21 protein-coding genes and 1 tRNA gene are annotated in these 22,473 nt (G+C 71.8%); 10 read left to right on the forward strand and 12 right to left on the reverse strand.

From position 1 onward, the window contains the following. Position 1 precedes the first annotated feature (1 nt). Both lysA and argS read right to left on the reverse strand, forming a co-directional pair. A complete protein-coding gene (gene lysA, locus ABZT87_RS22935; protein ID WP_355137972.1) occupies positions 2-1,387 on the reverse strand; it encodes a diaminopimelate decarboxylase in 1,386 nt (461 codons plus the stop codon). Position 1,388: 1 nt separating this feature from the next. Beyond that, complete coding sequence (gene argS / locus ABZT87_RS22940; protein WP_355137974.1) at positions 1,389-3,056, reverse strand: arginine--tRNA ligase; 1,668 nt, start codon at positions 3,054-3,056, stop codon at positions 1,389-1,391. Positions 3,057-3,153: 97 nt separating this feature from the next. Between argS and ABZT87_RS22945 the strand changes: the two genes are divergently transcribed. From ABZT87_RS22945 to ABZT87_RS22960, 4 genes are all read left to right on the forward strand, one after another. Continuing rightward, complete coding sequence (locus ABZT87_RS22945) at positions 3,154-3,954, forward strand: DUF3105 domain-containing protein (protein ID WP_355137976.1); 801 nt, start codon at positions 3,154-3,156, stop codon at positions 3,952-3,954. Positions 3,955-3,962: 8 nt separating this feature from the next. Beyond that, the gene (locus ABZT87_RS22950; RefSeq protein ID WP_355137978.1) at positions 3,963-4,631 is read left to right on the forward strand and encodes a DUF305 domain-containing protein; all 669 of its coding nucleotides are present in this window, start codon (positions 3,963-3,965) and stop codon (positions 4,629-4,631) included. A gap of 376 nt (positions 4,632-5,007) precedes the next feature. After that, complete coding sequence (locus tag ABZT87_RS22955; RefSeq protein ID WP_266245768.1) at positions 5,008-5,700, forward strand: winged helix-turn-helix domain-containing protein; 693 nt, start codon at positions 5,008-5,010, stop codon at positions 5,698-5,700. Positions 5,701-5,792: 92 nt separating this feature from the next. Next, positions 5,793-5,864 (forward strand) — tRNA-Arg (locus ABZT87_RS22960). Between the two features lie 231 nt (positions 5,865-6,095). Here ABZT87_RS22960 and ABZT87_RS22965 read toward each other — a convergent pair. The 4 genes from ABZT87_RS22965 to ABZT87_RS22980 all read right to left on the reverse strand — a co-directional run bounded on the left by ABZT87_RS22965 (position 6,096) and on the right by ABZT87_RS22980 (position 11,575). Next, on the reverse strand, positions 6,096-8,477 hold the full coding sequence (locus tag ABZT87_RS22965; RefSeq protein WP_355137980.1) for an excinuclease ABC subunit UvrA: 2,382 nt from the start codon (positions 8,475-8,477) through the stop codon (positions 6,096-6,098). A gap of 80 nt (positions 8,478-8,557) precedes the next feature. Continuing rightward, entirely contained in the window at positions 8,558-9,007 is a 450-nt protein-coding gene (locus tag ABZT87_RS22970; RefSeq protein WP_234585913.1) for a helix-turn-helix transcriptional regulator, read from the reverse strand. 94 nt (positions 9,008-9,101) lie between these two features. Then, a complete protein-coding gene (locus tag ABZT87_RS22975; protein ID WP_355137982.1) occupies positions 9,102-10,061 on the reverse strand; it encodes an ATP-dependent DNA ligase in 960 nt (319 codons plus the stop codon). Continuing rightward, on the reverse strand, positions 10,058-11,575 hold the full coding sequence (locus ABZT87_RS22980) for an MFS transporter (protein ID WP_355137984.1): 1,518 nt from the start codon (positions 11,573-11,575) through the stop codon (positions 10,058-10,060). The genes ABZT87_RS22975 and ABZT87_RS22980 overlap by 4 nt, the downstream gene beginning before the upstream one ends. A gap of 75 nt (positions 11,576-11,650) precedes the next feature. On the opposite strand from ABZT87_RS22980, the gene ABZT87_RS22985 reads away from it, so the two are divergent. The 3 genes from ABZT87_RS22985 to ABZT87_RS22995 all read left to right on the forward strand — a co-directional run bounded on the left by ABZT87_RS22985 (position 11,651) and on the right by ABZT87_RS22995 (position 14,983). Beyond that, entirely contained in the window at positions 11,651-12,085 is a 435-nt protein-coding gene (locus ABZT87_RS22985; RefSeq protein WP_354859241.1) for a helix-turn-helix domain-containing protein, read from the forward strand. Positions 12,086-12,185: 100 nt separating this feature from the next. Further along, positions 12,186-12,773 (forward strand): helix-turn-helix domain-containing protein, encoded by a 588-nt coding sequence (locus tag ABZT87_RS22990; RefSeq protein ID WP_354859238.1) that lies wholly within the window; start codon positions 12,186-12,188, stop codon positions 12,771-12,773. Next, the gene (locus ABZT87_RS22995; protein ID WP_355063582.1) at positions 12,773-14,983 is read left to right on the forward strand and encodes an MMPL family transporter; all 2,211 of its coding nucleotides are present in this window, start codon (positions 12,773-12,775) and stop codon (positions 14,981-14,983) included. Before ABZT87_RS22990 ends, ABZT87_RS22995 begins: the two co-directional genes overlap by 1 nt. 58 nt (positions 14,984-15,041) lie before the next feature. Here the strand turns inward: ABZT87_RS22995 and ABZT87_RS23000 are convergent, their stop codons facing one another. Further along, entirely contained in the window at positions 15,042-16,298 is a 1,257-nt protein-coding gene (locus tag ABZT87_RS23000) for an erythromycin esterase family protein (RefSeq protein ID WP_354860477.1), read from the reverse strand. Positions 16,299-16,399: 101 nt separating this feature from the next. On the opposite strand from ABZT87_RS23000, the gene ABZT87_RS23005 reads away from it, so the two are divergent. Continuing rightward, positions 16,400-16,591 carry a DUF2795 domain-containing protein gene (locus tag ABZT87_RS23005; RefSeq protein ID WP_354860441.1) on the forward strand — a complete coding sequence of 64 codons (192 nt, stop codon included), beginning with the start codon at positions 16,400-16,402 and terminating at the stop codon, positions 16,589-16,591. Positions 16,592-16,599: 8 nt separating this feature from the next. On the opposite strand, the gene erm is transcribed toward ABZT87_RS23005, so the two are convergent. The 3 genes from erm to ABZT87_RS23020 all read right to left on the reverse strand — a co-directional run bounded on the left by erm (position 16,600) and on the right by ABZT87_RS23020 (position 18,814). Then, a complete protein-coding gene (gene erm, locus ABZT87_RS23010; protein ID WP_355137986.1) occupies positions 16,600-17,397 on the reverse strand; it encodes an ErmE/ErmH/ErmO/ErmR family 23S rRNA (adenine(2058)-N(6))-methyltransferase in 798 nt (265 codons plus the stop codon). Positions 17,398-17,547: 150 nt separating this feature from the next. Next, the gene (locus tag ABZT87_RS23015; RefSeq protein ID WP_355137988.1) at positions 17,548-17,715 is read right to left on the reverse strand and encodes a hypothetical protein; all 168 of its coding nucleotides are present in this window, start codon (positions 17,713-17,715) and stop codon (positions 17,548-17,550) included. Positions 17,716-17,911: 196 nt separating this feature from the next. After that, complete coding sequence (locus ABZT87_RS23020; protein WP_355137990.1) at positions 17,912-18,814, reverse strand: Gfo/Idh/MocA family oxidoreductase; 903 nt, start codon at positions 18,812-18,814, stop codon at positions 17,912-17,914. Positions 18,815-19,132: 318 nt separating this feature from the next. Here ABZT87_RS23020 and ABZT87_RS23025 point away from each other — a divergent pair, with 318 nt between their 5' ends. Next, complete coding sequence (locus ABZT87_RS23025) at positions 19,133-19,525, forward strand: hypothetical protein (RefSeq protein WP_355137992.1); 393 nt, start codon at positions 19,133-19,135, stop codon at positions 19,523-19,525. Next, a complete protein-coding gene (locus ABZT87_RS23030; protein ID WP_355137994.1) occupies positions 19,518-19,934 on the forward strand; it encodes a hypothetical protein in 417 nt (138 codons plus the stop codon). The genes ABZT87_RS23025 and ABZT87_RS23030 overlap by 8 nt, the downstream gene beginning before the upstream one ends. Positions 19,935-19,974: 40 nt before the next feature. Here the strand turns inward: ABZT87_RS23030 and fabG are convergent, their stop codons facing one another. After that, a complete protein-coding gene (gene fabG / locus ABZT87_RS23035) occupies positions 19,975-20,733 on the reverse strand; it encodes a 3-oxoacyl-ACP reductase FabG (protein ID WP_355137996.1) in 759 nt (252 codons plus the stop codon). 43 nt (positions 20,734-20,776) lie between these two features. Next, positions 20,777-22,429: an alpha-amylase family protein gene (locus ABZT87_RS23040; RefSeq protein ID WP_355063588.1), complete on the reverse strand. Its 1,653-nt coding sequence runs from the start codon at positions 22,427-22,429 to the stop codon at positions 20,777-20,779. Positions 22,430-22,473 lie beyond the last annotated feature (44 nt).

Consider the following 22,473-nt stretch of genomic DNA (forward strand, 5'->3'; position numbering starts at 1 on the left):
GTCATCCCACATCCAATGCCAGCAGATCGTCTTCGGTCTCCCGCCGGACGATCAGACGCGCCTGGCCGTCACGCACCGCCACGACCGGCGGTCGGGGTACGTGGTTGTAGTTGCTGGCCATGCTCCGGCAGTAGGCGCCGGTGCCGGGCACTGCGACAAGATCTCCGGGCTGCACGTCGGCGGGCAGGAATTCATCCTTCACCACGATGTCCCCGGACTCACAGTGCTTTCCCACCACGCGGGCGAGCAACGGCTGGGCGCTCGACGCCCGGGAGGCCAGCGTCGCCGAATAGGACGCGTCGTAGAGCGCGGTGCGGATGTTGTCGCTCATCCCGCCGTCGACGCTGACGTACGTGCGGATGCCGTCGAGGTCCTTGACCGTGCCGACCTCGTAGAGGGTGAACACGGCCGGCCCGACGATGGCCCGTCCCGGCTCGATCGACAGGTGCGGCACGGCCAGGTTCTCCGCCGCGCACTCCGAGTCGACGATCTTGCGCAGCCGCTTGGCCAGGTCCTGTGGGGTGGCCGGGTCGTCCTGGGTCGTGTACGCGATGCCGAACCCACCGCCCAGGTCCAGCTCGGGCAGCTCCACCCCGCGCGCGTCACGGATCTGCGCCTGCAGGGCGAGCACCCGGCGGGCCGAGACCTCGAAGCCGCTGGCGTCGAAGATCTGCGAGCCGATGTGCGAGTGCAGACCGCGCAGCTCCAGCACGTCCTCGTCGAGGATCTTGAAGGCGGCGTTGGCGGCGGCGCCGCCGGCCAGCGAGAAGCCGAACTTCTGGTCCTCGTGGGCGGTGGCGATGAACTCGTGGGTGTGCGCCTCGACGCCGACCGTGACCCGGACCAGCACCCGGGGCCGCACCCCACGCTCGCGGGCCAGTTCGGTCAGCCGGTCGATCTCGGTGAACGAGTCGACGATGATCCGCCCCACCCCGGCGTCCAGCGCCCGGGACAGCTCGGCCGCCGACTTGTTGTTGCCGTGGAAGCCGATCCGCTCCGGCGGCATCCCCGCCGAGAGCGCGGTGGCCAGCTCGCCGCCCGTGCAGACGTCGAGGTGCAGCCCCTCCTCGGCGATCATCCGGACCACCGCGCGGCAGAGGAACGCCTTGCCCGCGTAGAAGACGTCCTCGGTCGGGAAGGCCGCCCGGAAGTCGCGGCAGCGCGAGCGCAGGTCGGCCTCGTCGAGGACGTACACCGGGGTGCCGAACTCGGCCGCGATGTCGCGGACGCTCAGGCCCGCGACGGCGACCGCGCCGTCCGCGCCGCGCGTCACGCTGCGCGGCCACAGCGCCGGCACGAGGGCGTTGACGTCGGCCGGGGTACGCAGCCAGGCCGGCCCCTGCTTGCTGATGTCCGCGTGCAGCGCACCAGCCTCATGAGCCCTCATGTCACATCCTCTCGGGTGCGGAGACGCCGAGCAGGTGCAGGCCGTTGGCGATCACGGTGCGGGTGGCGTTGTTGAGCCAGAGCCGGGCGCGGTGCAGGTCGGTGACCTCCTCGTCGCCCATCGGCAGCACCCGGCAGTTGTCGTAGAACCGGTGGAAGGACGCCGCGACGCTCTCCTCCAGGTAGCGGGCCACCCGGTGCGGCTCGCGCAGCTCCGCCGCGGTGGCCACCACCGCCGGGAACTCGGCGAGCGCCTTGAGTAGCTCGTTCTCCTTCTCGTGGTCGAGCAGCTCGGGGCGGAACGCGTCGGCGTCACCCGGAACCAGCCCCACCTCGGCGGCGTTGCGGGCCACGCCCGCCGTCCGGGCGGCGACGTACTGCACGTAGTAGACCGGGTTGTCGCGGCTCGCCCGAGTCCACAGCTCGATGTCGATGTCGATGGGCGAGTCGCTGGAGTAGCGGGCCAGCGCGTACCGGGAGGCGTCCACGCCGATCGCGTCGACCAGATCCTCCAGGGTGATCACGGTGCCGGCCCGCTTGCTCATCCGCATCGGGGCGCCGTCGCGCAGCAGGTTGACCAGCTGGCCGATGAGGATCTCCAGGTTGCGCTCCGGGTCGTCGCCGAAGCACGCCGCCATCGCCTTCATCCGGCCGATGTAGCCGTGGTGGTCGGCGCCCAACATGATCACGACCCGCTCGAAGCCGCGCTCCCGCTTGTCCAGGTAGTAGGCGCAGTCCGCGGCGAAGTACGTCCACTCGCCGTTGGACTTGCGCAGCACCCGGTCCTTGTCGTCACCGAAGTCGGTGGTGCGCAGCCAGGTCGCGCCCTCGGACTCGTAGACCCGGCCCTGCTCGCGCAGCCGGGCCAGCGCGAGATCCAGCTCGCCCCGGTCGTGCAGGTCCTTCTCGTTGAAGTAGGTGTCGAACTCCACCCCGAAGTCGCGCAGCGAGGAGCGAATCTCGTCGAACATCAGCGCGACGCCCTCGAGCCGGAAGACCTCCTGGGCGGCGGCGTCGTCCAGGCCGAGCACCTCGGGCCGGCGGGCCTGCACCTCGGCGGCGATCTCGGCGATGTACGCGCCGCCGTAGCCGTCCTCCGGCGCGGGCTCGCCCTTGGCGGCGGCGAGCAGCGAGCGGGCGAACCGGTCGATCTGGGAGCCGGCGTCGTTGAAGTAGTACTCCGTGCCCACCTCGGCGCCGGTGGCCCGCAGCAGCCGGCTCAGGGCGTCGCCGACGGCCGCCCAGCGGACCCCGCCGATGTGCACCGGGCCGGTCGGGTTGGCCGAGACGAACTCCAGGTTGATCTTCTCGCCGGCGAGCCGGTCGCTGCGGCCGTACTCCGCTCCGGCCTCGACGATCAGGCGGGCGAGCTGGCCGGCGGCGGCGGCGTCCAGCCGGATGTTCAGAAAGCCCGGCCCGGCGATCTCCACCGACTTGATCCCCGGCGCCCGGCCCAGCTCGTCGGCCAGGGCGGTGGCCAGCTCGCGCGGCGGGACGCCCACCTTCTTGCTCAACTGCAGAGCGAGCGTGGAGGCGTAGTCGCCGTGCTCGGGGTTGCGCGGTCGCTCCACCACCGTGCGCTCCGGCAGCGCGGCGTGATCCAGACCACGGTCGGTGAAGACGGCGTGGGCGGCGGTGAGGACGACCGAGGCGAGTTCTGCAGGAGTCACCCAACCATGTTATCGGGGGTAGACTCGGGCACTCGGCGGCAACCCTGCGCGTCATCCGGCCCGCCACTCCCCTGACCGACCGACCTGACGAGGCACGATGAGCATCAGCACCCCGGGCGGCCCTGAGCGCCGCCCGACCGTGGTCAGCACCGGCAAGAAGCCGGCCGCGGGCCGGCCGGCGTCCGGCGCCAAGGCCGGCACCGGCAAGCCGGCTGGCACGCCACGGGCAGGCGGCAAGGGCCCCCGCAAGCCGGTCACCCCGGTCAAGGTGAGCCAGGGCCGGGCCTGGGGCCCGATCGCGCTCTTCGTGGCCGTGGGCGTGCTGGCCGCCGGCATCATCGGCTACGGCGCGTGGGCGTCGTTCCAGGGCTCCAAGCCGTGGGACAAGAAGGCCAACGCCATCGACGGCATCGTCAACTACCGCAAGTCAGACCCGGACAGCCTGAAATACGAGGCGCACAAGTCCGGCCCGCTGACCTACAAGTACTCGCCGCCCGTGGGCGGCGTGCACAATGCCGCCTGGCAGAACTGCATGGGCGACGTGTACGACGCCCCGATCGCCAGTGAGCACGCGGTGCACAGCCTGGAGCACGGCGCGGTGTGGATCACCTACCGGCCGGACCTCCCGAAGGACCAGGTCGACAAGCTCGCCGGCAAGGTACGCGGCGTCGAGAAGACGCTGATGAGCCCGTACGAGGGCCTGGACAAGCCGATCTCGCTCCAGGCGTGGGGTTACCAGCTCAAGGTCGACAACGCCGACGACAAGCGGATCGACGACTTCATCAAGGACCTACGGGTGAACGCCTCCGTCGAGGGCCCCACGGCGCTGTGCAACCAGGGCGTGACCGCCACCGGCACCACCCCGCGTGACCTTCAGCAGCAGCCGCCCACCCAGTAAGGACGTCGATGACAGCCCCCGCCACCACCGACAACGAGTACGACGAGGTTGAGGCCGTCCCGGACGAGGACGGCCGGGCCCCGGCGCGGCGCTACGGAGTGCTCGCGCTGGCTGCCCTGCTGGTGGTGGGGCTGCTGCTCGGGTACGCCGGAGGTCTGCTCACCCCCCGGCTCACCCGGCCCGGTGACGCCTCGGTCGAGGCGGGCTTCGCGCGGGACATGACCACCCACCACGCCCAGGCCGTGGAGATGAGTCTGATCGCGTACCGCTCGGCGACGCTGCCCGAGGTCCGCCAGATCGCCGTCGACATCGCCACCGGCCAGCAGGGCGAGATCGGCGCCATGCAGACCTGGCTGCGCGAGTGGCAGCTGAGCCCGACCGGGTCGCAGCCGCCGATGTCGTGGATGTCCGACGGGGCCGCGGTCAAGGACGGGCTGATGCCGGGCATGGCCACCCCGCAGCAGATGGCCTCGTTGCGCGACGCCAAGGGCATCGAGGTGGACCGGCAGTTCCTGGCCCTGATGTACAACCACCACCTCGGCGGGATCCACATGATCGACGCGGCGCTCGCGGAGACCGACAACGCCGAGGTGGTACGCGTGGCCCAGACCATGAAGGCCACCCAGCAGTCCGAGCTGAACAACCTCCGGCAGCTCCAGGCGCAGGCCAAGGGCTGATCCTCCGCACGGGCACACCGGGCCCGCGTTCCCGCCACTCATCGGCGGGACGCGGGCCCGCGTCATGTCCGGCACCGGACCGCCCCGTCCTGGGCACGGCGGGCACCCGCCTCTCGACCCGCATGATCCACACCAGGTCGGCGAGGTGGCGGTATCCAGGCGTTCGGACACCGCCACATCGGCGACCTGGCGTCGGACGCGACGAGTCGAAGGCGACCGGCGCCGCGCCCGCCGGCCGTACCCGCAGCTCCCGCACCCCTGTCGACCCACACTCGCCCCTTGTGGGCGTTTTGCGTCAGACAGGCGATTACGTTGCTTAGAGAGTTTTCTCCGCACATATCGTGACCAGTTGTGATTCGTGCTCGTTGCCCAAGACGTGGGGGTTGCACTCAGAGACGCACGGCGCTCGGTCACCAGTTGGTGCCGACGCCACACCATCGGCGGTGACGGGGCGGTGGCAGCCGTCCGTCGCGGACAGCGGCAGGGCGAGCCGGGAACGCTCAGCCGCGAACAGGAACTCGAACTGATCGACACACTCCGGGGCGTTCACCCCGACGAGTTCGGCCTGGACGAGGAGCTGTGGACGCGGCAGAGCCTCACCACGCTCATCCAGCGCCGGTTCGACCTCCCGCTGGACGCGGGAGCGGTCGGGGCGTACCTGCGGGCCTGGGGGTTGGGTCCGCGGGAACCGCGCGAGCGGGCCTGCGGGCTCTGCGTCAGCGCGGTCGAGCGCTGGGTACGCAGCGAGTACCCGGCGATCACCCGGACGGCCCAGGAACACCTGGCCGAGGTCTACTGGATCGGCCGGGTGCGGCTGCGGGGCACGATGCCGGCGGCCGACGTGATCTCCGCCGTGTCGTCCCGGGGCCGGGTGCGCTTCATGATCACCACACCGACTGTCGACCCGCCGCTCCCCCGCGACTTCGTGCTGCGGCTCAGCGGCGAGGAGCAGCGCACGGTGCACCTGATCGTGGACGGGTCCTGGCCGCGCAACGAGTGGCCGCGCCGGCTGCCCCGACGGATCGTCCTGCACCCGCTGCCCAGTTGCGGGCGGGCGATCGCGGCCTGAGCACCGGGTGGGCCGGTCACCGACACGACCGGCTCACCCGATACCGATTCGGCGTACGCCCAGGAGGTTTGCTAGTCTTCTCCAGTCGTTGAGCCCCCGTAGCTCAGGGGATAGAGCACCGCCCTCCGGAGGCGGGGGCGCAGGTTCGAATCCTGCCGGGGGCACAAGCTTTCGCGCTCCATGTCCGCTGAGAAGCGCGGACCTGGGGCGCTTGTCATTTCTGCTCCGGGGCCGAGCCCCGGACCCCACGCCCCGGCGCCGGCTCGCGTCGAACCCCCACCGGCGACGCGCGGTGGATCAAGAACGGCGCCTGCGGGGTTCTCGCCGCCACGGCGGCCCGCCGCCGCCCAACCGACGGCCGGGTAGACAATCGGGCGACGGCGGACGGCACATGATCAGGTGCCGACGTACGCCGCCAGGTGCTCGCCGGTGAGGGTGGAGCGGGCGGCGGCGAGATCGGCCGGGGTGCCCTCGAAGACGATCCGGCCGCCGTCGTGGCCGGCGCCCGGGCCGAGGTCGATGATCCAGTCGGCGTGCGCCATGACCGCCTGGTGATGCTCGACGACGATCACCGACTTGCCGGAGTCGACGAGTCGGTCCAGCAGGCCGAGCAGTTGCTCGACGTCGGCGAGGTGCAGGCCGGTGGTCGGCTCGTCGAGGACGTACACGCCGCCCTTCTCGGCCATCCGGGTGGCCAGCTTGAGCCGCTGCCGCTCGCCGCCGGACAGGGTGGTCAGCGGCTGGCCGAGGCTGAGGTAGCCGAGCCCGACGTCGACGAGCCGGTCGAGGATGGCGTGCGCGGCGGGCGTACGCGCCTCACCCGCGGAGAAGAACGCCTCGGCCTCGCGCACCGACATGGCGAGCACCTCGCTGATGTCACGGCCGCCGAACCGGTACTCCAGGACCGACGCCTGGAACCGCCTCCCCTCGCACTCCTCGCAGGTGGCGGCGACACCGGCCATCATCCCCAGGTCGGTGTAGATGACGCCGGCGCCGTTGCAGCCGGGGCAGGCCCCCTCGGAGTTGGCGCTGAACAGGGCCGGCTTCACACCGTTGGCCTTCGCGAACGCCTTGCGGATCGGGTCGAGCAGGCCCGTGTACGTCGCCGGGTTGCTCCGGCGCGAGCCGCGGATCGCGCTCTGGTCGACCGACACCACCCCGTCGCGGTCGGACACCGAGCCGTGGATCAGCGAACTCTTTCCCGAACCGGCCACACCGGTCACCACCACGAGCACGCCGAGCGGGATGTCGACGTCGACGTCGCGCAGGTTGTGGGTGTTCGCGCCCCGCACCTCCAGCACACCCGACGGCGTCCGTACGGATGTCTTCAGGCGGGCCCGGTCGTCCAGGTGCCGGCCGGTCAGCGTGTCGCTGGCGCGCAGCCCGTCGACGGTGCCCTCGAACACCACCTCGCCTCCGGCGGTGCCGGCGCCCGGCCCGAGATCGACGACGTGGTCGGCGATGGCGATCGCCTCCGGCTTGTGCTCCACCACCAGGACGGTGTTGCCCTTGTCCCGCAGGCGCAGCAGCAGGCCGTTCATCCGCGCGATGTCGTGCGGGTGCAGCCCGATCGTCGGCTCGTCGAAGACGTACGTGACGTCGGTGAGCGACGACCCGAGGTGGCGGATCATCTTGGTGCGCTGCGCCTCGCCACCGGAGAGCGTGCCCGAGGGCCGGTCGAGCGACAGGTAGCCCAACCCGATCTCCTCGAACGAGTCGAGGAGATGTTGCAGCCCGGTGAGCAGCGGCGCCACCGACGGCTCCCTGATGCCCCGGACCCAGGCCGCCAGGTCGCTGATCTGCATCGCGCAGACGCCGGCGATGTTCTTCCCCTCGATCTTCGACGACCGGGCCTCCGCGCTGAGCCGGGTGCCGCCGCAGTCGGGGCAGGTCGTGAACGTCACCGCACGGTCGACGAAGGCGCGGATGTGCGGTTGCAGCGTGTCGATGTCCTTGGCGAGGAACGACTTCTGGATCTGCGGGATGAGGCCGACGTACGTCAGGTTGATGCCGTCGACCTTGATCTTGGTCGGCTCCCGGTGGAGCAGGTCCTGCAACTCCTTCTTCGTGTATTTGCGGATCGGCTTGTCCGGGTCGAAGTAGCCGCAGCCGCGGAAGATCCGGCCGTACCAGCCCTCCATGCTGTAGCCGGGGATCGTGATCGCGCCCTCGTTGAGCGACCTGCTGTCGTCGTACAGCGCCGACAGGTCGAAGTCGGTGACCGCGCCCATGCCCTCGCAGCGCGGACACATGCCGCCGAGACGGTTGAAGGTCGCCTTCTCGGTCTTCGTCCGGCCCGCGCCGCGCTCCACCGTGATCGCGCCGGTCGCCCGGACCGAGGGGACGTTGAAGGAGAACGCGTTCGGCGAGCCGATGTGCGGCTGCCCGAGCCGGCTGAAGAGGATGCGCAGCATCGCGTTGGCGTCGGTGGCGGTGCCGACCGTGGAGCGGGCGTTCGCGCCCATCCGCTCCTGGTCGACGATGATCGCGGTGGTCAGCCCGTCCAGCACGTCGACCTCGGGCCGGGTCAGCGTCGGCATGAAGCCCTGCACGAAGGCGCTGTAGGTCTCGTTGATCATCCGCTGCGACTCGGCCGCGATGGTGCCGAACACCAGCGAGCTCTTGCCGGAGCCGGAGACCCCGGTGAACACCGTCAGTCGACGCTTCGGAAGCTCGACCGTGACGTCCTTGAGGTTGTTCACGCGCGCGCCCTGCACCCGGATTAGGTCGTGCCGGTCGGCGACGTGCGCCGCGGGCGGGTCCGTGGCCTTGCTCATGATGTCTCCATCTTCTCGGGCGGGCGGGGCCCCGGGGTCACGCCCGACGCGGCTCGCCGCGCCGACCCGACCCGTGGCAGTCACGCTAGGGGTGGCGGCGTGACCTGCGCTTCTCGATTCCTGACCGGTCTGGTCACCTGCTTCGCCGTGCACGACGGCAGCCCGGCCGTCGCGAGCGCCGCCTCCCGCCGGTAGGTGCTGGGCGGCACACCGACCAGCTCGGTGAAGCGGGTGCTGAAGGTGCCGAGCGACGAGCAGCCGACCGCGAAACAGACATCGGTGACGCTGAGGTCGCCGCGACGCAGCAGCGCCATGGCGCGCTCCACGCGCCGGGTCATGAGATAGCTGTACGGAGATTCGCCGTAGGCGAGCCGGAACTCGCGACTGAGGTGCCCGGCCGACATGTGGACGCCCCGGGCGAGCGCCTCGACGTCCAACGGCTGCGCGTACTCCCGGTCGATGCGGTCGCGGACGCGGCGCAGCCGCGCGAGATCGCTCAGGCGCTGGCTCTCGGCGGATCGGCTGGTCACCTGGAAAATCGTGCCACAGACCCCCGACGACAGGGACCGTCGAGGACCGCGCGCCTCCGATGATCGTTCTCGATCAAGGAAACCACGCGTACCGTCAGCCGGTCTCGCGGCGGGCGCGGGCCCGGCGCTTGCCCTCGTGCATGGCCTGCACCCGGGCCACCGGGATGGTCCGGCCCTCCGCGACGAGGTCGGCGGGGAGCGACTGCGGCGCCGGCATCAGCGCGACCCACGGGTCGGTCCCGGCGACCAGTGGCGGCACCGTCCGGATGGTGAAGTCCGCCGGTGTCACCTCGGTCAGGTCGGACCAGTCGACCGGGAAGGAGACCGGCATCCCGGGCCGCAGTCGCGGGCTGTACGCGGCCACGACCGTCGCCCCGCCGGCTCGGGTGGCGTCCACGAAGACCTTCCCGCCCCGGTCTTGAATGATGTACGCCGTCGTGGCGAGCGCCGGGTCCAGCCGCTCGGCGCGGACGGCGAGCGCCCGGGTGGCGGCGGCCAACTCCTCGGCGGTGGGGTCACCCGTCACCGGGACGAAGACGTGCACGCCCTTGGCGCCGCTGGTCTTGACGGCCCCGGCGAGGCCGGCGTCGGCGAGCGCCTGGCGGACCAGCAGGGCAGCGGCCACGGCCGCGCGGAACCCGTCGCCCTCGGGCGGGTCCAGGTCGAGCACCAGGTGCGTCGGTCGGTGCAGGTCGGCCGCCGTGGCCAGCGTCGGGTGGTACTCGACGGCCCGCTGGTTGGCGAACCAGAGCAGGGTGCGCCGGTCGTCGCAGAGGGCGTACGAGATCTCCCGGTGCGACGCCTCGGCCCAGACCGGCACCCGGCGGACCCACTCCGGGGTGTAGCGGGGCAGGTTCTTCTGCATGAACGGCGGCTGGCCGGGGCGGACCCGGATCACCGACAGCGGACGGTCCCGCAGCTGCCCGATGATCGGCTCCCGGACCGCGTCGAGGTAGTCGACCAGGTCGCGCTTGGTCGCGTCGTCCCGGTCGGACAGCGGCTGGTCCAGGTTGGTCAGGGCCACGCCGTCGCGGGTCTCGTCAGCCTCACTCACCCGATCACCCTCCCGGCCCCGGCGTCGTCGGTCAACCGGACGCGGCGCTTGGACACCGAACGATTCCGCTGCCCGCCGTCGTCGACCGGCGCTTCGACGTCGGGCCGCTGGCCGGCCGGGCGGCGGGGCAGCGTGCCCAGCGCCACCAGCAACGCGGCGAGCACCAGAGCGGCGGCCACGGCGTACGCGACCCGGTAGCCACCGGCCAGCGCCACCTCCTCGGCCCGACCGGCGGCCCGTAGGCCGTCGCTGTGGGCCGCGGCAAGGGTCGCCAGCGCGGCCAGGCCGACCGCCCCGCCGACCTGCTGGGTGGTGTTGGCCAACCCGGACGCCAGCCCGGCGTCGGCGTCGGTCGCGCCGACCATGGCCAGCGTGGTGACGGCCGGCAGGGTCAGGCCGCCGGCCACTCCGAAGACCACCAGCGCGGGGAGTACGTCGGCGAGGTAGCGGCCGTCGGCGGGCAACCGGGCGAGCAGCAGGAAGCCGACGGTCGCGAGGCTCAACCCGACCAGCAGCACGCTCCGGGCGCCCCACCGGCCGATCAGCCGACCGGCCAGGCCGAGCGACACCACCGCGATCACCACCGGGGTGGGCAGGAAGGCCCAGCCGGTGGCCGCCGCGTCCAGCCCGAGCACGAGTTGCAGCTCGACGGCGAGCAGGAACTGGAAGCCGAAGTACGCGGCGACCATGAGGAACTGCACCGCGTTGGCCGCGACCAGGCCCGGCACGCGCAGCACCCGCGCCGGCAGCAGCGGGGTGGCCGCCACCCGTTGGCGTACGGCGAAGCCGCCGAGCAGCAGCGCCGCGAGCACCGCCGCACCGAGGGTCCGCGGGCTGGTCCAGCCGTGCTCACCGGTCCCCACGATGCCCAGCACGGCGGCCATCAGGCCGGCGGTGGCCAGCAGGGCGCCGGGCACGTCGAGGCCGGCCCGCAGGCCGATGCCCCGTTCGGCGGGGAGTTGGCGGACGGCGGCGAGCAGGATCGCCGCCCCGATCGGCAGGTTCACCAGGAAGATCGAACGCCAACCGGCCAGCTCGGTGAGCACCCCGCCGGCGACCGTGCCGATCGTGGCGCCGGCCGCCCCGGTGAAGCTGAAGACGGCGATGGCGCGGGCCCGCTCGACCGACTCGGGATAGAGCCGGACGATCATCCCGAGGCTGACCGCCATGGCGAGCGCGCCGCCGACGCCCTGGCCGAACCGCGCGCCGACGAGCAGGGCCGGTCCGGTGGCCGTCGCGCAGGCCAGCGAGGCCAGGGTGAACAGCACGACGCCGGCCAGGAAGACCCGACGCCGGCCGAGCAGGTCGCCGAGGCGGCCGGCGAGCAGCAGCAGCCCGCCGAACGCCACCAGGTAGGCGTTGACCACCCAGGCCAGTCCGGCGGCGGTGAAGCCCAGGTCGCGTTGCACGGAGGGCAGGGCCACCGACACGACACTGCCGTCCAGGATGATCATCAGGCTGCCGGCGCAGAGCACGAGCAGGGCCGGCCAGCGGGCCGGGACGGTACGGTCCATCGGATGCCTCCTTGGTGCACGGTTTGTTACCGAGGTCATCGTCTGTGACCATGAGCCGGAGCGGAAGGAGGCACTGTGATGTCCCAGAGGAACAGCGATGTGTCCGCGCAGGTCGAGGCGGAGTTCACCTGCGCCGCCGGGAACGTGCCGTTCACCCCCGGGCAGGCTCGGGCGTGCACCGTCCGCGAGGTGCTGGACCGGGTCGGCGGCAAGTGGAGCATCGGCATCCTGGTGGCCGCGTCGAACGGCCCGGTGCGCTTCACCGAGCTGGAGCGGCACATCGAGGGCATCAGCCGCCGGATGCTCACCCTGACCCTGCGCAACCTGGAGCGCGACGGCCTGCTGCACCGCACGGTCTATCCGACCGTTCCGCCGAAGGTGGAGTACACGGCCACGCCGATGGCGCTGGAGCTGTACGAGTCGCTGGTGGCGCTGACCAGTTGGGCCGAACGGCACCGCCGGGCCATCGCCGAGGCGCGGACCAGGTACGACGCCGAGCGCGCCGGCTAAACCAGACCCCGGTGTGGGGAAGGCCACCACGTTCTTCTGACCGATCGGTCAGGGTCTGACCGATCGGTCAGGCATGCTGGTTCACGGAGGTGGACCGGTGATGGCCAGAGCGGTGTCCGAGACGCACGGCGAGATCCTCGCCGCGGCGGCGCGACGGTTCGCGGTGACCGGCTACCGGGGCACCTCGTTGCAGGACATCGCCCGCGAGGTCGGCTGCTCCAAGGCCACCGTGCTCTACCACTTCGCCAACAAGGAAGCCCTGCTCGCCGAGCTGATGGCACCCGCGATCGGCGTGCTGCGCGACCTCGACGACCAGCTCACCGGCCGGACCGGCGCGGCCGCCCAGGAGGTCGCCGCGGCGGGCTTCGTCGACCTCGCGGTCCGGTTCCGGCGGGAGATCGCGGTGCTGCGCGGTGAATTCCCCGAGCTGCTGTGCCAGCCGGCGTTCGCGCACATCCAGGAGATCTCCGACCGGCTGCGCGACGCGTTGGCCGGGCACTCCGATCGTCCGGGCGCCCGGATCGCCGCGCTGGTGCTGCTGGCCGGCATCTCCGAGGCGTGCGCCGAGTTCGCCGACATCCCCGACGACGAACTGCGCGCCGCCCTGCTCGCCCTCGTCCGGCGGGCCGTCGAACCCGTCGACGCACCCCTGACCCATCCACCCACGACCGAGGACAAGGACTCCTGATGGCCACCCTGCTCTACCGGCTCGGCCGGGGCGCGTTTCGCCGGCGACGGCTCGTCGTCGCGCTCTGGCTCGTCGTACTCGTCGGCGCCGGTCTGGCCGCGGCGACCCTGCGCGGCCCGACGGCGAGCAACTTCACCATGCCCGGCACCGAGAGCCAGCGCGCTCTCGACCTGCTCGCCGAGCAGTTCCCGGCGGCCAGCGGCGCGACCGGCACCATCGCGGTCAAGGCACCCGGAGACGGCCAACTCGGCACCCCACAGGGCCAGGCCGTGGTGCAGGAGCTGGTCCAGCAGGCCGGGACGCTGCCCGGCGTGGTCGGCGCGGTCAACCCGCTCCAGGTCGGCGCGGTCTCGCCCGACGGCCGGTACGCGCTGGTCCAGGTCCAGTTCGCCACCGGCGCGGACGAGGTGACCGACGACCAGAAGGCCGCGTACGAGCAGGTCGGCGCGGCGGCGAAGGCACAGGGTTGGCAGGTCGCCCCGGGCGGCGAGGTGCTGGGCGGGGAGCCGGAGATCGGCTCGACCGAGGCGCTCGGCGTCGTGGTTGCCGCGATCGTCCTGATCATCACCTTCGGCTCGCTGGTGGCCGCCGGGATGACCATGCTCAACGCGCTGATCGGCGTGGGCGCCGGCATGGCCGGGCTGTTCGCGCTGAGTGGCGTCGTCCAGTTGACCAGCACGGCGCCGATCCTGGCGCTGATGCTCGGCCTCGCCGTCGGCATCGACTACTCGCTGTTCATCACCTCCCGGCACCGGCAGAACCTGCTCGACGGTCTGCCCCCGGACGAGGCCGTCGGCCGGGCCGTGGGCACCGCCGGCTCCGCCGTTGTCTTCGCGGGCGCCACCGTCGTCATCGCGCTCGCCGGACTGGCCGTGGTGGACATCCCGTTCCTCACCGTGATGGGTCTCGCCGCCGCCGGCACCGTCACCGTGGCCGTGCTCGTCGCCATCACCCTCCAGCCGGCGCTGCTCGGCTTCGCCGGACGCCGGGTTCTCCCCCGCCGGCTGCGCGCCGTCCCCACCGACGAGACGGCCGCCACCGCCAGCGGAGCGGCCAACGAGACGAACGCGGCCACCGAGGACCGGTCCCGCTTCGGCTTCCGCTGGGCGCGGTTCGTCACCCGGTTCCGCGTACCTGTCATCCTGGTCGGCCTGCTCGGCCTGGGGCTGCTCGCGCTGCCCACGCCGGACATGCGGCTGGCGCTGCCGGACGCCTCGACGGCGGCCGTCGGCTCGCCGGCCCGGGTGTCGAACGACCTGATCACCGAGGGCTTCGGCGCGGGCTTCACCGGTCGACTGGCGGTCGTCGTCGCCGGTGACTCGCCGCAGGCCACCTCGGCCGCCGTACCGCAGGTCACCGCGCTGCTCCAGCGCACCGAGAACGTCCTCGCGGTGGCGCCCGCCCAACTCAGCCCGGACGGCCGGACGGCGCTGCTCGGCGTGGTGCCGAAGACCGGCCCGACCGACGAGGCCACCGAGACGGTGGTGCACGACATCCGTGACTCGGTGAGCGGGATCCGCGACGCGGACGTGCTGCTCACCGGCGTCACCGCGATCGGCATCGACGTCTCCGAGAAGCTCTCCGACGCGCTGCCGGTCTACCTGCTGCTGGTGGTCGGGCTCTCGGTCCTGCTGCTGATGCTGGTGTTCCGTTCGCTGCTGGTGCCGGTCAAGGCCGCGCTGGGCTTCCTGCTCACCGTCGCCGCCACGTTCGGCATCACGGTGGCGGTGTTCCAGCAGGGGCACCTCGCCGACCTGGTGGGCCTGGACACGCCCGGTCCGCTGATCAGCTTCCTGCCGATCCTGCTCATCGGCATCCTGTTCGGGCTCGCGATGGACTACGAGGTGTTCCTGGTGTCCCGGATGCGCGAGGACTTCGTGCACGGCGAGACCGCCCGCCAGGCCACGATCAGCGGCATGGGGCACGGCGCCCGCGTGGTCACCGCCGCCGCGTTGATCATGATCTCGGTGTTCGGGGGCTTCGTCTTCCTCGACGACCCGGTGATCAAGTCGATGGGCTTCGCGCTGGCCATCGGCGTGGCCATCGACGCCTTCGTGGTCCGCATGACCATCGTCCCGGCCGTGATGTCCCTGCTCGGTGACCGCGCCTGGTGGCTGCCCCGCTGGCTCTCCCGCGCCCTGCCGAACGTCGACATCGAGGGCGAGGGGCTCCGTACCCACCTGACGACCCAGACCCCCACCCGGGTCTGATCCGTCCCGACCACGAAAGGTGCGGCGCCCGCTCGGGCGCCGCACCTTTCGGCACTGCTCACACGCCGGCCGGGTACGTCTCCATCTCACCGGGCACGGCGGGGACCGCCAGCGGGTGCAGGGCCGTCGTCTCGTCGCACCAGATGAAGGCGTCGTAGCGTTCGCCCAGCCGGGTCGGCACGTAGTTGCCCCAGGACTCGAAGGACGGGTCGTAGACCACCCCGATCGCCCGGTGATCCACGGGTTCGGTGACCCAGCCCGGCTGGTCGTCGCCGCCGAAGACGAGCACCGCCCGCTCCGGCATCAGCTCGTGCAACCGCCGCTCCACCGAACCCTCCCGCGCCGGCGGCACCACCATCGCCTCGGCGGGCGAACCCCACCGGGGAGCGGCGATCACCGTGCCCCGGTAGGTGCCGAACCCGACCAACGCCACCGCGTCGTCGCCGTGCCGCTCGCGGGCCAACTGACCAATGTTGACCATGCCGTCCGCGGCCATGTCGGTGGCCCGCGCGTCGCCCACGTGCGTGTTGTGCGCCCAGACGATCCCGCGGGCGTCCGGGCCGTAGCGTTGCAGCAGCCGGTCCAGGGTGTCCTGCATGTGGGTGTCACGGATGTTCCACGAGTCCGGGCCGCCGGCCACCATCGCCCGGTAGTAACGCTCCGCGCCGGCCACCACCTCCGCGTTCTGCCAGGCCGAGAAGCGGTCCGGGCCGTCCGACATGGCCTGTTCCCGGGTACGCGCCAGCAGCCGGACGACCTCCTCCTCGCAGCGGGCGGAGACGAAGCGGCTGGCCGCGCCGTACTCCTCGACCCGCTTGCCGTACGGCTCGAAGCACCGGTACGCGTCCTGCGCCGCCTCCAACGAGGTCGGGTCCTCCTCCCCCAGGTAGTCGAAGATCGCCTGCATCGACTCCCAGAGGCTGTAGACGTCGAGCCCGTGGAAGCCCGCCCGCCCGTCCTCCGGCCGCTCCAGGTTCCACGCTCGCAGCCAGCGGCAGAAGCGCGCCACCTCGGCGTTCGCCCACATCCAGGTCGGCCACCGCTCGAAGCCCTCCAGCGCCAACTGTGGATCGTGGGCCCCGCCCGGCGCGGCGGTGACCGAGCGGTGCACCCGGTCGCAGTCCGGCCAGTCGCCCTCCACGGCCACGAACGAGAAGCCGCACTCCGCGATCAGCCGACGGGTGAGCTGCTCGCGCAGCCGGTAGTAGTCGTAGCTGCCGTGGGTGGACTCGCCGATCATCACCACCCGGGCGTCCCGGACGCGCTCCAGCAATGGGTCGAAGTCGCTCGGCGCGCCGAGCCGCTGAACCAGCATGGCAGCGGCTACCCGGCGGTCGCGCCGGCAAACCGTCGGCGCGTCGCCCCACCGACACGCCGTGCGCGTGTACGGGGGCGGCGAGCGGGTAGCCGACCGGCATGACCGTCACCGGCGTGCAGTTGCAGGAGTACCTGGCCGGGCTCGACTACCCGGTCTCCCGCGAGGACCTCGTCCGTTGGGGGCAGGAGAACGGGGCCAGCACGGCCCTGTTGCAGATGTTGCAGGCGTTGCCGGCCGAACAGTTCGAGTCGCCGGCCGAGCTGAGCGAGGCGCTGATCACCCTCGCCTGACCGGCCGGTCACCGCGCCTGCAGCAGCCGGAACAGCACCAGCCACTGCTCCGGCCAGACGTACCCCACGGGGGTGTCCGACGCGATCCGCGTCGCGCGCAGGGCGGCCGCGACCCGGGCCGGCGGGTGGTGCCGGCGCAGGGTCGCGGCGAGCGAGCCGCCGACGCCCTCGAAACCCCACCCCACGAGCCTTCGGTACGCCGGCAGAGCCGCCACCGGCAGCAGCGGCTCCGGCCGCCGTTCGATGCGCAGGATCCCGGCGTCGACCGCCGGCACCGGCCGGAACGCGGTACGCGGCACCCGCCCCGCCAGCCGCCACCCGAACTCCGGCCAGGTCGAGACGGTGAGCCGGGTCCACCGGCCGTAGTCGCCACTGCGCCGGCGGGCGTACTCCAGTTGGGTGAGCAGGGTCGCGGACCGCAACCGGGGCGTGGCCAGGCACCACCGCACCACGGCGGAGGTCAGCGACCACGGGATGTTGCCGACCACCGCGAACGGCTCCGGTGGCGGCTCGGCGGCCAGGAAGTCGGCCTGCCGGTGCTCCACGTTGGACAGCTCCGCGCAGACGGCGGCCAACGCGCGGCGGGCGGCCGGGTCCACCTCGTACGCCGTCAGCCGCCCACACCGGGCCGCGAGCGGACGGGTGAGCTGCCCCCGGCCGGCGCCGACCTCCAGCAGGAGCCCGGCCGGATCGGGGTCGGCGGCGCGGATGACCCGCTGGACGGCCGCACGGTCGACGAGAAAGTTCTGGCTGAGTACGCGACGGGTCCGGTCGCGTTCGGTTGATCGAAACGGGCGAGGCGCCACGGGTCGTCGTCCTGTCTGTCGCCGCTCGGCGACGGGCTGGACAGGCAGCCGGAATTGCCGGACCTGTCCGAGTGGATCGGGACTCGGACGGCCCTGGACGATGCGCGGGTACGCGATGACGAGGCGACAGCCTCGTGCCGTGGCGAAGGATCAGCGGCGGCGGGGCGACAGCCCCAGCGCACCGCGAAGTGGACCGATCAGCGGCAGGTCACGTCCCAGCCCGTCAGGGCCGGACGCCCGGACGCGCGGACGGGACACCAGCAGGGCACCCCAGGCGGCCGACGTACCGACCCCCTCGATCAGGGCATGCGTGAACATGCCCACCACCCTACCGACCCCCACCCCAACCCCCCACCCGTTTCCCCCCGCCCCCGCCCTGTCCCGGCCCGGCCCCCCGCCGGCTTGCCGCGGTGATCAAGAGGTTTGGGTCACGCGGCACGGCGTGTCGTGACGCAAACCTCTTGATCACGAGGGTGTGGGGTGGGTGGGGGCGCGCTGGGTGGGGTGGGTGGGGTTACTGGAGGGGGATGGTGCGGGATTCGGCGCGGGCGGTTTCGGCGGCGGCGAGGATCGCGACGACCTCGCGGCCGAAGCGGACGTCGCAGCGGTGGTCGCGGGTGCCGGTGCGCACCTGCTCGACGAGCTGGTCGATCGCGACACCGAACGCCGTGGCAGCGTCGTTCTCGCCGACCGGGACGGTCTCGATCCCGTTCTCGCCGTAGAACACGAACTCCCGGGCCATCGCCTCACGCGGGGCATCCAGGGACAGCGAGGCGCTGCTGGTGGCGCCGCCCTCGTGGGTGAGCAGCAGGTGCACCATCCCGCTCAGCCCGTCCATCGCCGCCACCTGGGTCACCCGCCCCAGCACCGGCAGGAGGATGGAGAGCGCGTGCGGGGCGATGTCCCAGAGCGCGCCGTGCTCGCGACGCCACAGGGAGCCGCCGTACGGGCTGCCCTCCTGGAAGATCGACGCGAAGGCGGTGGTGCGGCCGTGCTGCCAGCCTCCGGCGGCGGCGGTCGCGGCGAGGAACGCGGTGACGTTGGGCTGGAACCGCTGGGTGAAGAACACGACCGAGGCGACCCCGGACGCCTCGGCGGCGGCGACCACCCGGTCGGCGTCCTCGACGGAGAGCGCCAGTGGCTTGTCCAGCAGCAGGTGACGGCCGGCGGTGGCGGCACGGACCGCGATGTCGGCCTGAATGTCCGGCGGCAGCGCGACAGCGATCGCTTCGCACTGTTCGATCAGCGCGTCGACCTCGGCGTAGGCGGGCACCCCGTACCGCTCGGCCAGCGCGGACGCCCGCTCGGGGTTACGCCCCCACACGCCGACCAGTTCCGCGTCCGGGTGTGCGTGCAGCGCCTTACCGTGCGTCTCGATCGCCCAGTGACCGGTGCCGAACAAGCCGAACCGCAGCACGTGTACCTCCGCTGTTTCCCCCGCACCGTGACGACGCCACGGACGTGATCCACGCTAGTCGCCCCACCCGGCTCACCGGCGGCGGGTCGCCAACCACAGCAGCCCAACGCCCCTGTGACCAATGAACGACGCGCTCCAAAGCGGTCGGTCACGGGCCGCCAACCGCGGACGGCGCCCCATTCGTGGGGCAGCTCTACAGGGGCCGCGTGCACCTCGGTCGGCGACTCGCTGCCGGCGCGGCGGCCAGGCAGCGTGACCCGGGTACTACGACGGTTAGTAGGCTGTGCCGGTGACCGAGGCAACGACCAGGTGGGGCCGATGACGAGCGCGGCCGCCGACTCGCCGGTGGACGGGCTCCTCGCGACGGCGTCGATCGTGCTGTCGCTGCTCGTCGCCGTATGGGCGCTGGTCGCGGCGGTACGCCACCGGCCACCGGACCGGGTGCAGTTCACCGGTCTGGCCGTACTGGAGGTGGCGCTGCTCGCGTTGGGGGTGCTGGCCCTGGTCGCGGTCGGTGGCGGGGACCGGCCGGGCGAGCCCGGCGCGTTCTACGGCTACCTGGCCACGCTGGTCTGCCTGCCGCCGCTGGCCTGGGTGCTGGCCCGGATGGAACCGACCCGCTGGGGGTCGGCGATCGTCTGCGCGGTCTGCCTGGTCGCGCCGGTCGTGGTGGTCCGGTTGCAGCAGACCTGGGAGGTCCTCGGTGGTTGAGACACGACCGGCCCGACGCGCCACGAACGCCGGTCCAGGCCGGTTGCTGATCGCGGTCTACCTGCTCTTCGCCATCGCGGCGACCAGCCGGGCGGGTCTGCAGATCGCCACCAAGTTCGACGAGGCGCCGGTGGCGTACCTGCTCTCCGCCCTGGCCGCGCTCATCTACATCGTGGCCGCGGTGGGTCTGGCCCGGGCCGGGCACACCGGCCGACGGGTGGCGCTGGCCTGCTGCTCGGCGGAGTTGGTCGGGGTCGTCGCCGTCGGCATCCTCAGCGTGGTCGACAAGGACCTGTTCCCCGACGAGACGGTGTGGTCGCAGTTCGGCAGCGGGTACGGCTACATCCCGCTGGTGCTGCCGGTGCTCGGCCTGTTCTGGCTCTGGCGCACCCGCCGCGACCCGGCCTGACCGGCCTGACCGGCCGGGCCGCGTGACGAGGGCGCGCGGGTCAGGCCCGGGGGCCGCCGGCGACGTAGATGACCTGGCCGGAGACGAAGCCGGCCCCCTCACTGGTCAGGAACGAGATGGTGTGCGCGACGTCCTCCGGGCGCCCCGGGCGGCGGACCGGGATCTCGGCGGCGGCGTGCTTCTGAAGGTCCTCGAAGTCGACCTTCATCCGGGCGGCGGTGGCCGCGGTCATGTCGGTGACGATGAAGCCCGGCGCGACCGCGTTGACGGTCACCCCGAACGGCCCCAGCTCGATGGCGAGCGTCTTGGTGAAGCCCTGTAGTCCCGCCTTGGCGGCGGCGTAGTTCGCCTGGCCCCGGTTGCCCAGGGCGGACGTGCTGGAGATGTTGACGATCCGCCCCCACTTGCGGTCCACCATGTGCTTCTGGGTGGCCTGGCTGAACAGGAACGCACCGCGCAGGTGCACACCCATGACCGTGTCCCAGTCGGCGTTGGTCATCTTGAACAGCAGGTTGTCGCGAAGCACACCGGCGTTGTTGACCAGCACGGTGGGCGCGCCCAACTCGGCGGCGACCCGCTCGACGGCGGCCTCGACCTGGTCCCGGTCGGACACGTCGGCGCCCACGCCGAGCGCACGGCCGCCCGCGCCGACGATGGCGTCCACCGTCTCCTTGGTGGCGGCCTCGTCGATGTCGACCACGGCGACGGCCATCCCGTCGGCGGCCAACCGCCGGGCGGTGGCCGCGCCGATACCGCGCGCGGCTCCGGTGACGATGGCGACGCGGGGCTCCTCCGACATGATTACCTCCCGGTAACGTGGGGTCGATCGGAGGAGCTTAACGTCAGAACCCCCGACCCCGGCATAGGCGAATCCACCGGTATCCGTGCCCGGAGACCTTCACCGCGCCGAGCTTGCCCAACTCGCCGTAGCCACGGTCGGCGAGCACGTCGATCGGCAGGTCGGCCTCCGGTTCGAGGCTGCTCAGGTCCACCTCGACGTCATCGGTGCCCAGGTTGTGCACGAAGACCATCGTCCCGGTCGGCCCGTCCGCACGGTGCGCCAGCACCCCGGCCGGCATCGCCACGTCGATGTGGGTGGTCGAGCCGGAGCCGATCTCCGGGGCCTCCCGCAGCGTACGGATCATGCGCTCGAACCAGGCGAGCAGCGACTTCGAGTCGCTGCGCTGGGCGGTGACGTTGACGTTCTGGTAGCCGAACTCACCCTTGTCGATGACCGGGCGGACCAGCTTCTCCGGGTCCGCGGTGGAGAAGCCGGCGTTCGGCTGGTACGACCACTGCATCGGGGTACGGATCGCCTCCCGACCGGGCAGCGACAGGTCCTCGCCCATCCCGATCTCCTCGCCGTAGCGCAGCACCGGCGTGCCGCGCATCGAGAACTGCAGGGCGTACGCCAGCTCGATGCGCCGCCGGTCGTTGCCGAGCATCGGGGCGAGCCGGCGACGGATGCCCCGGTCGTAGATGCGCATGTTCTCGTCCGGGCCGAACTGCTCGTACACCTGGTTGCGCTGTTCGGTCGTCAACCGGGACAGGTCGATCTCGTCGTGGTTGCGCAGGAAGGTGGCCCACTGCCCACCGACGGGCAGCTTCGGGGTGTCGCGCAACGCCTCGATCAGCGACTCCGGGTCCTGCCGGGCCAGGGCGAGCATGAGTCGGCCGTTGAGCATGAAGTCGAAGAGCATGTGGATGCGGTTGCCGGAGCCGCTGGTGTCGCCGAAGAACGTCGGCAGTTGGTCGGGTTCGACGTTCGCCTCGGCCAGCAGGACGGCGTCGCCGCGCCGCCACTGCACATGCTGGCGCATCTCGGTGAGGAACTCGAAGTCCTTCGGCGAGTTCGGGTTGCCCGGCTCGGTCAGCTCGATGATGAACGGCACGGCGTCCATCCGGAAGCCGGAGACCCCGAGCTGGAGCCAGAACGACATGATCTTCTTGACCTCGGCCCGGACCTGCGGGTTGGCGAAGTTGAGGTCCGGCTGGAACTTGTAGAACCGGTGGTAGAACCACGCCTTGGCGGTCCGGTCGTAGCTCCAGGTCTCCTTCTGCTCACCGGGGAAGACCATGCCCTGGTGCCGGTCGTCCGGCTCGGTGTCGGACCAGACGAACCAGTCGCGGTACGGCGAATCCGGCGACGAGCGGGCGGACTGGAACCACGGGTGCTCGTCGGAGGTGTGGTTGACCACCAGGTCGATGATCACGCGGATGCCCCGGTTCTGCGCCTGGTGCAGCAGCTCGGCGAAGTCACCAAGGGTGCCGAAGCGCGGGTCCACGTTGTAGAAGTCGGTGACGTCGTAGCCGTCGTCGCGGTTGGGCGACGGGTGGATCGGATGCAGCCACAGGCAGGTCACGCCGAGCCGGGCCAGATAGTCCAGCCTTCCGATCAGCCCACGGATGTCACCGACCCCGTCGCCGTCCGAGTCGGCGTACGTGTCGATGTCGAGGCAGTAGACGACGGCTTCGGAATACCAACGGTCACCCATGCCGGAGGAACATCTCCGGTCGATCACCACGGCAAACCCGGTCG

It is taken from the genome of Micromonospora sp. NPDC005237 (assembly GCF_040607775.1).
GTDB lineage: Bacteria > Actinomycetota > Actinomycetes > Mycobacteriales > Micromonosporaceae > Micromonospora.

Excerpts from the sequence above, each read along its gene's own strand:
- lysA (WP_355137972.1), bottom strand. The coding sequence starts at position 1,387 with ATGAGGGCTCATGAGGCTGGTGCGCTGCACGCGGACATCAGCAAGCAG.
- ABZT87_RS22945 (WP_355137976.1), top strand. The coding sequence starts at position 3,154 with ATGAGCATCAGCACCCCGGGCGGCCCTGAGCGCCGCCCGACCGTGGTC.
- ABZT87_RS22950 (WP_355137978.1), top strand. The coding sequence starts at position 3,963 with ATGACAGCCCCCGCCACCACCGACAACGAGTACGACGAGGTTGAGGCC.
- ABZT87_RS22965 (WP_355137980.1), bottom strand. The coding sequence starts at position 8,477 with ATGAGCAAGGCCACGGACCCGCCCGCGGCGCACGTCGCCGACCGGCAC.
- ABZT87_RS22980 (WP_355137984.1), bottom strand. The coding sequence starts at position 11,575 with ATGGACCGTACCGTCCCGGCCCGCTGGCCGGCCCTGCTCGTGCTCTGC.
- ABZT87_RS22990 (WP_354859238.1), top strand. The coding sequence starts at position 12,186 with ATGGCCAGAGCGGTGTCCGAGACGCACGGCGAGATCCTCGCCGCGGCG.
- ABZT87_RS22995 (WP_355063582.1), top strand. The coding sequence starts at position 12,773 with ATGGCCACCCTGCTCTACCGGCTCGGCCGGGGCGCGTTTCGCCGGCGA.
- ABZT87_RS23000 (WP_354860477.1), bottom strand. The coding sequence starts at position 16,298 with ATGCTGGTTCAGCGGCTCGGCGCGCCGAGCGACTTCGACCCATTGCTG.
- ABZT87_RS23005 (WP_354860441.1), top strand. The coding sequence starts at position 16,400 with ATGACCGTCACCGGCGTGCAGTTGCAGGAGTACCTGGCCGGGCTCGAC.
- ABZT87_RS23015 (WP_355137988.1), bottom strand. The coding sequence starts at position 17,715 with ATGTTCACGCATGCCCTGATCGAGGGGGTCGGTACGTCGGCCGCCTGG.
- ABZT87_RS23025 (WP_355137992.1), top strand. The coding sequence starts at position 19,133 with ATGACGAGCGCGGCCGCCGACTCGCCGGTGGACGGGCTCCTCGCGACG.
- fabG (WP_355137996.1), bottom strand. The coding sequence starts at position 20,733 with ATGTCGGAGGAGCCCCGCGTCGCCATCGTCACCGGAGCCGCGCGCGGT.
- ABZT87_RS23040 (WP_355063588.1), bottom strand. The coding sequence starts at position 22,429 with ATGGGTGACCGTTGGTATTCCGAAGCCGTCGTCTACTGCCTCGACATC.